We start from the raw sequence: 9954 nt of genomic DNA, 5'->3' as shown, positions 1-9954 counted from the left end.
CCGGGCGCCGGTCCGCCGCCCGCCGCTCGCCCGCGATGCGGTCCCCGGCGCGGCGCGTCCCCCGCACGCGGCGGCGGTCGGCGCCGAGCTTGGCGTCGTACATCGCCTCGTCGGCGGCGTGCAGCAGCAGCTCGGTGGTGTGCGTGCGGTCGGCCAGCGCCGCGCCGACGCTCCCCCGCACCCGGGCCCACTCGCCGGACGTCTCCACGGAGACCTCGCCCATGGCGGTCACGGCCGCGACGGCGGCGCGCACCTGCGCGCGGGTACCGGTGACGAGCACGGCGAACTCGTCGCCGCCGAGCCGGGCGACGGCGCCCCCGGCGGGCACGAGCGAGCGCAGCCGCTCGCCGACCGCCACGAGCACCCGGTCCCCGACGGCGTGGCCGTAGGTGTCGTTGACGCCCTTGAACCCGTCGAGGTCCACGTACATCACGGCGACGGCCCTGCGCGCGCCCAGGGGGCCGCCGGCGAGGGCGTCGTCGACGAGCCGGTGGAAGTGCGCGCGGTTGACCAGCCCGGTGAGGGCGTCGTGGTCGACCATGTGGGCGAGCCGTGCCTCCAGCTCCTTCTCCTGCGTGACGTCGAGCAGGACGCCGTGCAGGCGGGGCCGGCCGTCCTCGTCCAGGCGGAGCACGGCGTCGTCGCGCACCCACACGTCGTGGCCGTCGCGGTGCCGCAGCCGGTAGGTGATGGACGGCAGCATCTCGCCCTCGGCGAGCCCGGCGCGCAGCGCGTCCTCGTGGGTGCGGAAGCCGCGGTCGGCGGGGTGGATGCTGCGGGACCACACGGTGGGGTCGGCGATCCACTCCTCGGGGGCGTAGCCGAGCATCCACTCCAGGCGGGGGCTGACGTACGAGAACCGGCCCTCCGGCCCGGGCTCGCCGATGTAGACCACGGCGGGGACGTGCTCGACCAGCAGCCGGTAGTGCAGCTCGGCGGCGCGCAGCTCCTCCGCGAGGCGCTTGCGCTCGGTGATGTCCTGCGCCATGCCGATGGCGTAGTCCGGCAGGCCGTCGGCGCCGCGCACGAGGGAGACGGTGAGGTCGACCCAGAGGGTCGAGCCGTCCTTGCGCACGAACCGCTTCTCGAGCGCGAACCCGTCGTTCTCGCCCGCGAGCATCTCCCCGAACAGCCGCTCGTTCTCCTCGACGTCGTCCAGGGCCGTGTAGGCCGAGAACGGCATGGAGGCGAACTCCTCGGTGGAGTAGCCGAGCAGGCGGCGCAGGGTGTCGTTGGTCAGCGGGGTGCGGCCGTCGAGGGACACCAGGCCGATGCCGATGGGCGCGGCCTCGATCAGGCTCTCGACCTGGCGGATGCGGGCGGTCTGCCGGGCGATGACGGCGGCGGGGTCCTCGGCCGCGACCCCGCCCTTGCGGCGGCGCGGCAGCCGCCGGTTCGACGCGGGTGCCGCGGGGGTGTCGGCGGGCGCGGTGTCCTGCGCGACACGCGCGGTGGCGATGCCGTCGAGGGGGAACCCGCCCTCCCGGGTCAGCGCGGCGAGCGCGCCGCTGAGCACCCGCGCGCCCTCGGCGGCGTCCGGCCACTGGCCCTGCGGCCCTCCCGCGTCCACTCCCTGACCCATCCTCGCTCTGGCGTCGCACCCCGGCAGGCGGGGCACCTGTCCTGGTCATCGGCCTGGGCGGAGGGTATCTGAGTGCTCGACCGGGTGGTCCCGGCCGCCGGGCGGGTGAGGTCCGCGGCACAGCTCCGCCCCGGGTCCGCGCGCGGCGGACCCGGGGCGGAGGGGCGGTGATCAGACCTCGGAGGAGCCGAGGTCGGGGGCGGCGACGAACGCGACGCGCGCGGACGCCGCGCCGTGCAGCTCGAGCACGACGACCTCGTTGCCCGCGGCCCGCAGCACGGGCCCGGGGACGTACATCGTCGCGGTCGGCCCCGCGCTCCAGTGCCGGCCGAGGGGGAACCCGTTGACCCACACCAGGCCCTTGCCGAAGCCGTCGAGGCGCAGGAAGTGGTCGGCGCCGGCGACGGTGTCGAACGTGCCGTGCAGGAACGCCGGCCCGGCGACGGGCGCCTCGACCTCGGCCACCGGCGCGGCGGCGAGGCGCTCGGCGAGGGCGGGCTCGACCTCGTCCAGGCGCAGCGCGACCGTCTCCCAGTCGGTGACCTCGCGGGCGGCGGTGCGGGCGGGACCGATCAGGCCCTTCGGCTCGCCGATCCGCGGGCCGTAGTTGACCCGGCCCTGGTCCTCGACCAGCAGCGTCAGCACGCCGTCGCGGGCGGGCAGCGGCACGGTCCGGCTGTGCTCGGTGCGGCTCAGCACGCCGACGGGCTCGCCGTCGAGGGCGACGACGGCGCGGTCCCGCACCTCGGTGAACGTGATCGCGCGGTCCGCGGCGGTCACGCGGGTGCGGTAGAGCACGAACCCGGACCACTGCGCGAGCTCGTCGTGCGTCGGCAGGTGGTCCCAGGTGCGGGTCTCCCCCAGCACGTCCACGACGTCCGCGAGCGCGACGCGGCGGGTGAGGTCCACGGTGAGCTCGGGCGCGGGCGCCGGGTCGGCGGGCACCTCGTCCGGCACCGGCGCGTACCGGGCGATGACCTCGCGCATGGCGTGCCACTTGGGCGTGACCGCACCGTGCTCGGCGAGCGGGGCGTCGTAGTCGTACGACGTCGTGATCGGCAGGTAGGTGCCCTTGTCGTTGGCGCCGTTGGTCATGCCGAAGTTGGTGCCGCCGTGGAACATGTAGAGGTTCACGGAGCCGCCCGCGGCCAGCAGGTCGTCGAGGTCCTGGGCGTTCGCCTCGGACGGGGCCACGTGGTGGTGCAGGCCCCAGGAGTCGAACCAGCCGTTCCAGAACTCCATGCACATCAGCGGGCCCGTCGGCTGGTGCCGGCGCAGCAGCGCCAGGCGCTCCGTGGAGCGCGAGCCGAACGTCGCGGTGCGGTGCAGCTCGGGGATGCTGCCGCGGGTCTGCATGGTGTCGTCGGCCTGGTCGCAGGACAGCAGCGGCACGTCGATGCCGCGCGCCCGGGTCATCGCGATGAGCGCCCGCAGGTAGTCCTGGTCGTCGCCGTAGGCGCCGTACTCGTTCTCGATCTGCACGGCGACGACGGGGCCGCCCCGGCTGATCTGGCGCTCGGCGACGAGCGGGAGCAGCTGGTCGTAGTACTGCTCGATGGCCGCGAGGTAGGCGGGCTCGTGCCGGCGGACGCCGACGGTGGGGTCCGCGAGCAGCCAGCCGGGCAGGCCGCCGCCGTCCCACTCGGCGCAGATGTAGGGGCCGGGGCGCACGATCGCGTGCATGCCCTCGGCGGCCACCAGGTCGAGGAACCGGCCGAGGTCGCGGCGGCCGTCGAGGTCGAACCGGCCGCGCTCGGGGGCGTGGAAGTTCCACGCCACGTAGGTCTCGATGGTGTTCAGGCCCATGAGCCGGGCCTTGTGGATCCGGTCCGCCCACTGGTCGGGGTGCACCCGGAAGTAGTGCAGGGCGCCGGAGATCACCTGGTGGGGGCGGCCGTCGAGCAGGAAGTCGCTCTCGCCGATCTCGAAGGTGGGCATGGCTGTGCTGGGCTCCCGGGTCGTGGGGTTCTGGGGTGCGTCTCGGCCCGAGGCCGGGTGGTGCGGGTCGTGCCGCTCGTGCGGCGGGGTCGGCGGCGGGACGGGGTGCGTCCCGCCGCCGACCGGGGCGTCACTCGGTGGTGAAGCCCTGCTCGTTGCCGTACGCGATCGACTGCTGCTGCCAGTTCGCGAAGCCCTCGGTCAGCGTGGTGCTGCCGACGTACGCCTGGCCGACGGTGTCGTTGAAGATGCTGTTCGCGTAGACCTGGAACGGCAGGTACTGCCAGCCCTCGACGACGTCCGCCGCGGACTGCGACAGGACCTCGTTGATCTTCTGGCCGCCGAAGTACTCCGACTCCTTGTTCAGGAACTCGTCGGACTCCAGGTCCGCGGTGGTGGCGGGGAAGCCACCGGCGTCGATGCGGATCGCGGTGCCGTCACCGTGGGACAGGTACGCGAGGAAGTCGTACGCGAGCGCCTTGTTCGGCGCGGCCTCCATGATCGACATCGCCGAGCCGCCGTTCTCGGAGGACACGGAGGCGCCCTCCTCCCACTGCGGCATCGGGGCGACGCGCCACTGACCGGCGGCCTGCTGGACGCTGGCCTCGAGGTTGCCGGGCATCCAGGCGCCGATGGTCAGGGTGGCGAGGGTGCCGTTGCCGAGGCCCTGGTACCACTCGTCGCTCCAGGAGGAGGTCGGGGCGATGAGGTCCTCGTCGAGCAGCTGCTGCCACATCTCGGCGAACTTGGTCGAGCCCTCGTCCGTGAAGTCGACCGTCACGTCGGTGCCGTCGACCTGGTACGGCTGGCCGCCGGCCTGCCAGATCATCGACGTCGCGAAGCCCGCGTCGCCGGTGTCGTTGGTGATGTAGACGTTCGGGTCGGCGGCGTGCAGCGCCCGCGCGGCCTCGAGGTACTCGTCCCACGTGGTGGGGACCTCGACGCCGTACTTCTCGAACACGGTGGTGTTGTAGAACAGCGCCATCGGGCCCGAGTCCATGGGCAGGCCGTAGATGCCCTCGCCCTGCTGCACGGCCGTCCACGGGCCGGGGCTGTAGGTGCCGTCCAGGTCGGACGCGCCCAGGTCGGACAGGTCGGCCAGCGACTCGCCGATGGCGAACTGCGGGACCGCGTAGTACTCGATCTGCGCGAGGTCCGGGATGCCGGAGCCGGCGGCGACCGCGTTCTGCAGCGCCGTGTACTGGTCGGTGTTCGTCCCGGCGTTCACCACGTCGATGGTGACGTCCGGGTTCTCCTCCATGTACGCCTCGGCGATGGGCTCCACGGTGTTGTCCCAGGCCCAGACGGTCAGCGAGCCGCTGTCGGTGGGGCCGTCGGAGGCCGCGTCGCCGCCGCCGGAGGAGCAGGCGGTCAGGGCCAGGGCCAGGGCACCGGCGGCAGCGATGCCGCTGGCGAGCCTGCGGGGGGTGGTGGTCATGCGAGGGGTCCTCTCACTTCGTCGTCAGGACGGATCACGGGTGGGGGGTGGTGCGGGCTACTCCTTGACGGAGCCCGCGGCCAGACCGGACTGCCAGTACCGCTGCAGCAGCAGGAACGCGATGATCAGGGGGATGATCGTGAGCAGCGCGCCGGTCAGGACGAGGTTGAAGATCGCCTGGCCGCCCGCGGTGGCCGCCTGGGCGTTCCACGCGTTCAGGCCGAGGGTCAGCGGGTACCAGTCCGGGTTCTTCAGCATGATCAGCGGCAGGAAGTAGTTGTTCCAGGTCGCGACCATGGTGAACAGCAGGACGGTGACGATGCCGGGCGCCAGCAGCGGCAGGCAGATCTGCGCGAACGTCCGGGCCTCGTTGGCGCCGTCCATCCGGGCGGCCTCCATGAGCTCGGTGGGGATCGCGTCGGCGGCGAACGTCCACATGAGGTAGAGCCCGAACGGAGAGATCAGCGACGGGATGATGACGGCCCACGGGGTGTTGGTCAGGCCCATCTGGCTGAACATGAGGAACGTCGGGACGGCGAGGGCCGTGCCGGGCACCGCGACGGCGCCGATGACGATCGCGAAGATCGCCTTCTTGCCGGGGAAGCTGAACTTCGCCAGGCCGTAGCCGCCGAGCACGGCCAGCAGCGTCGCGCCGCCCGCGCCGACCACGACGTACAGCAGCGTGTTGCCGAGCCACCGCACGAAGATGCCGTCGTCGTAGGTCAGCGTGTCCGCGATGTTGGTGAACAGCGCGAAGTCGCCGCTGAACCACAGCCCGAACGAGTCGAACAGGTCCGACTGCGTCTTGGTGGCGTTGATGAACAGCCACGCGAGCGGGATCAGGCTGTAGAGGCCGACGACGGCGGTGACGACCGTCAGCAGCGCGCTGCGGCGCGGCTTGTCGGAGCTGTACTTCTTGCGGGTGCGCAGCCGGGGGGCGCCGCGACCGGCGCGCGCCGGGGCGGGGGCCGTGGTGGTGGTCATCGCGTCACGCCTCCTTGCGCATGCCGCGCAGCTGGACCACGTAGGCGATGACCATGGTGATGAGGCCCATGATGATCGCGATGGTCGCCGAGTAGTTGTACTGCTGGCCGGAGAAGGACAGCGAGTAGGCGTACAGGTTCGGGGTGAAGTAGGTGGTGATCGCGTTCGGCGCGAGGCTCTGCAGGATGCTCGGCTCGTTGAACAGCTGGAAGCTGCCGATGATCGAGAAGATCGTCGCGATGACCAGGCCGCCGCGGATCGCGGGGATCTTGATGGAGCGGATGACCTGCCACTGGTTGGCGCCGTCCAGCTCCGCCGCCTCGTAGAGCGAGGTGGGGATGGTCCGCAGCGAGGAGTAGAAGATCAGCATGTTGTAGCCGACGAACGACCAGGTGACGATGTTGCCGATCGAGATCAGCACGAGGTCGGGCGACAGCGGGTTCGGCAGCGAGATCCCGAAGATCTCGTTGATGTTCCCGACGAGGCCGAACCGGGTGCCGTACATGAAGCCCCACATGAGGGCGGCCACGACGGCGGGCACCGCGTAGGGCAGGAAGATCGAGATCCGGAAGAAGCTCTTGCCGTACAGCCGCCCGGAGTCGATCGCGAGGGCGACCAGCAGCGCGAGGCCGAGCATGATCGGCACCTGCACGACGAGGAACGCCCCGACGCGGCCGACGGACTCCCAGAACTGCGGGTCGGTGAACGCGCGCTGGTAGTTGTCGAGGCCGACGAAGGCGTTGCCGCCGACGAGCTGCTTGCGGAACAGGCTGAGGTAGATCGAGTACGCGATCGGGGCCAGGAACACCAGGGTGAACACGGCCATGAACGGGCCGACGAAGCCCCAGCCGGTCCACCGGCCGCGGCGCACGCGCCGGCGGGTGGGGGCGCCGGGCGTCGCCACCGCGGGCACCGGGACGTTCTGCGTCGTCACAGCGAGCCACTCCTTCGGGGTCGGGGCCTCCGGGATGTTGACGTCAACATCGGGAGGCGCGGGCTCACGTTGCCATGCGGTCGGGAACCGTGTCAACCGAGACTCCTGACGCATCACCCGCCGGGGTGGCGACGTCACCATCCCGATGATCACGGGACGGTCACGACGACCGTCCGCACCCGCCCCCCTGCGGCTCGTCGGGCCGCGCGCACGGCCGCACCACCGGGGCACCCGGCCCGGGAGTCCCCGATGATGACGTCACCATGCCCTACCATCGGGCGCATGTCCTCCGACCTCGTGCCGTCGCCCCGCGGCCGCACCGGGCCGTCGATCGCCGACGTCGCCCGGGTGGCCGGCGTGTCCGCGCAGACCGTCTCCCGCGTGTCCACGGGCGCCGACAACGTCCGCCCCGAGACCCGCGAGCGCGTGCTCGCCGCGATGGACGAGCTCGGCTACTCCCCCAACCACGCCGCGCGCGCCCTGCGCAACGGGTCCTTCGGCACCATCGGGCTGATCGCGCACCGCCTCGCCCGCACCGGCGAGTCCCGGACCGTCGAGGCCGTCGTCGAGGCGGCCCGCGCCGAGGGCTACACCGTCACCCTCGTCGACGTGCAGAGCCCGTCCTCCGACGACGTCACCGCCGCCGCCGCGCGCCTGTCGCACCAGTCCATCGACGGCCTGGTGATCATCCGCGCCGAGACCGCCACCCCCGCCGGGCTCGTGCTGCCGCCCCGGATGCCCGTCGTCGTCTCCGACTCCCGGTTCGTCGGCCACCACCCCGCCGTCGCCGCCGACCAGGTCACCGGCACCCACGTCGCCGTGCAGCACCTGCTGGACCTCGGGCACCGCACCGTGCACCACCTCGGGGGGCCGGTCGACTCCGCCCCCGCCGAGATCCGCGTCGACACCTGGCGCGAGCACCTGGTCGGCGCCGGGCGCCCCGTCCCCGAGCCCGTGCGCGGCGACTGGTCGGCCCGGTCCGGCTACGAGCAGGGCCGCCGTCTGGCGCAGGACCCCGACGTCACCGCCGTGCTGTGCGCGAACGACGAGATGGCCGCGGGCCTGGTGCGGGCGCTCTACGAGGCGGGGCTCCGGGTGCCCGACGACATCTCGGTGGTCGGGTTCGACGACATCCCGCTCACCGAGTTCCTCTGGCCCCCGCTCACCACGGTGCAGCAGGACTTCCACCTGATCGGCCAGCAGCTCATGGACCTGCTGCTGCGGCAGGTGCGCGGGCGGGAGACGCTGACGGACACCCGGATCGTCGTCCCGACCCGGCTCGTGGTGCGCGCCAGCACCGGCGCGCCGCGCGCTCCGCGCGCCTGACGACGCCGCGCCCGAGCCACGCACGTCGTCAGACCGACGCGGCGGCCCGCGCGCGCTGCGGCGGCTCCTCCTCCGCGACGCCCGTGGCCGTGCGGGTCACCAGCACCGGGCAGTGCGCCCGCTGCACGACGGACCGGCTGGTGGACCCGAGCGCCAGGCTCGCGAACCCGCCACGCCCGCGCGTGCCCACGACGACGAGCCCGGCGTGCCGCGAGCGCCGCTCGAGCACCTGGGCCGGTCGCCCCTCGACGACCTCGAGACCCACCTCGACGTCGTGCCGGGCCGCGGACCAGGACCGGGCGCGCTCCAGCACCCGCTCGGCCTCGTCCAGCGCCACCTCGGCGGGCGAGCGCCCGGGGTAGCCGAGCAGCCAGTACCCGGGGCTCGCCGACTGGTCGACGGTGCTCCAGGCGGTCAGCGCGGACAGCGGGACCCCGGCGCGTGCGGCGTGGTCGTAGCCCGCCTCCAGCGCGCCGAACGACCCGGGCGAGCCGTCGAACCCGACCAGCACCGGCTCCCCGCCCATGCCGGGCAGGTGCGGACCGTCGACCGGCACGACCGCGACCGGGCAGCGTGACCGGTGCAGGACGCCGGTGGTCACGGAGCCGAGCAGCGCGTTCAGCCGCCCGCCCGCGCCGCGCCGCCCGACGACCACGAGGCGGGCGTCGGCGGCCAGGTCGGCGAGCACGAGCGCCGGGCGGCCGTGGGCGACGTGCGCGTGCACGGCGTCCGCGGGCACCCGCGGGCCCTCGCGCGCGACGGCGGCGCCCTCCTCCGCGACGTCGGCGACCTGCGCCCGGACCTGCTGCCCGAGCCAGGACGTCCCGGCCCCGCCGCCCTCCTGCCCGGCGAAGCCCCAGACGTGCACCACGTCGAGGTCCCAGCCGCGCGCGGCGGCGTACGTCGCCGCCCACCGCACCGCCGCGGCGGACTCCGGCGACGTGTCGTACCCGACGACCACCCTGTCGACCATCTCGCGCACCTCCCGTGAGGTCGTGCGTCCGACCCCCACCATGCGCCGACAGGAGCGCGACACGCCAGGGACCGACGTCCCGGGTCAGCGGCCGGTCGTGGAGAAGTGCTGGTAGTCCACCGGGGACGACCAGTCGCCGCCCCACTGCCAGCCGTGCGCCGCGAACGCCCGGACGACGGCATCACCCGCCAGCACCACCCCCGGCTCCGCGGGGCGCGACGCGTACGGCGCACCCTCCGGCGGCAGCACCAGCGTCCCGCGCACGTAGGGGTTCTCCACCGGGTTCAGGTCGATCGCCCGGCCGTACGCGTGCTCCGACCAGCCCGTGCCCCGGCTGATGGGCCGGCAGTTGAACGCCGAGGTGTTGTCCGCCGCCATCGACGCGTCGTCGCTGCCGCCGAAGTCGTCCACCAGCCGCATCGACCGCACCGGGTACCCGAGCGCGTACAGGTCCTCGAACACCGCCACGACCGACGCGGCGACGTCGGCGTGCACCACGAGCTCGCCCTGGGCGGTGCCGCCCGCGAAGTCGTGGTGCGTGACCGTGACGTACCGCAGGTCCGCCAGCGGCACCGGGCAGCCCTCCCGCCAGGACGGGGCCATCCGCGCCGCGAGGTCGGGGCCGATCTCCGCGACGGTGCCGGTGTAGCCCACCGCGCCGAGCGCGTCCGGGGCCGCCGCGCCGTGGTCCTGCCACGCGGCGTCCGGCGCGACGACGGCGACCGGCTCCGGTGCCGCGACGGCCGTCGCCGACGCCGCCTCGGCCGGTGCGTCCGGCC

General features: G+C 73.6%; 8 protein-coding genes. 1 reads left to right on the top strand and 7 read right to left on the bottom strand.

From position 1 onward, the window contains the following. The 5 genes from EBM89_RS22495 to EBM89_RS17955 all read right to left on the bottom strand — a co-directional run. On the bottom strand, positions 1–1582 hold a 1582-nt coding region (locus EBM89_RS22495; RefSeq protein WP_147463612.1), incomplete at its 3' end, for a PAS domain S-box protein. Positions 1583–1753: 171 nt separating this feature from the next. Continuing rightward, entirely contained in the window at positions 1754–3520 is a 1767-nt protein-coding gene (locus EBM89_RS17970; protein WP_122151005.1) for a glycoside hydrolase family 35 protein, read from the bottom strand. Positions 3521–3650: 130 nt separating this feature from the next. Beyond that, positions 3651–4958 (bottom strand): ABC transporter substrate-binding protein, encoded by a 1308-nt coding sequence (locus EBM89_RS17965; protein WP_122151004.1) that lies wholly within the window; start codon positions 4956–4958, stop codon positions 3651–3653. Positions 4959–5015: 57 nt separating this feature from the next. Beyond that, positions 5016–5942: a carbohydrate ABC transporter permease gene (locus EBM89_RS17960; protein ID WP_122151003.1), complete on the bottom strand. Its 927-nt coding sequence runs from the start codon at positions 5940–5942 to the stop codon at positions 5016–5018. A 4-nt stretch (positions 5943–5946) separates the two neighbouring features. Beyond that, the gene (locus tag EBM89_RS17955; protein WP_122151007.1) at positions 5947–6768 is read right to left on the bottom strand and encodes a carbohydrate ABC transporter permease; all 822 of its coding nucleotides are present in this window, start codon (positions 6766–6768) and stop codon (positions 5947–5949) included. 390 nt (positions 6769–7158) lie between these two features. Here EBM89_RS17955 and EBM89_RS17950 point away from each other — a divergent pair, with 390 nt between their 5' ends. Continuing rightward, complete coding sequence (locus EBM89_RS17950; RefSeq protein ID WP_122151002.1) at positions 7159–8202, top strand: LacI family DNA-binding transcriptional regulator; 1044 nt, start codon at positions 7159–7161, stop codon at positions 8200–8202. A gap of 28 nt (positions 8203–8230) precedes the next feature. Here the strand turns inward: EBM89_RS17950 and EBM89_RS17945 are convergent, their stop codons facing one another. Continuing rightward, positions 8231–9175, bottom strand: coding sequence for a universal stress protein (locus EBM89_RS17945; protein WP_158609719.1), 945 nt, complete (start codon positions 9173–9175; stop codon positions 8231–8233). Positions 9176–9259: 84 nt separating this feature from the next. After that, positions 9260–9954 (bottom strand): M15 family metallopeptidase (locus tag EBM89_RS17940; protein ID WP_147463611.1); only part of this gene is annotated, 695 nt, incomplete at its 5' end.

The organism is Cellulomonas triticagri, from assembly GCF_003696205.1.
Lineage (GTDB): Bacteria > Actinomycetota > Actinomycetes > Actinomycetales > Cellulomonadaceae > Cellulomonas > Cellulomonas triticagri.
Note: the sequence above shows the minus strand (reverse complement) of the source record. Positions and strands in the feature narration are given on the sequence as shown.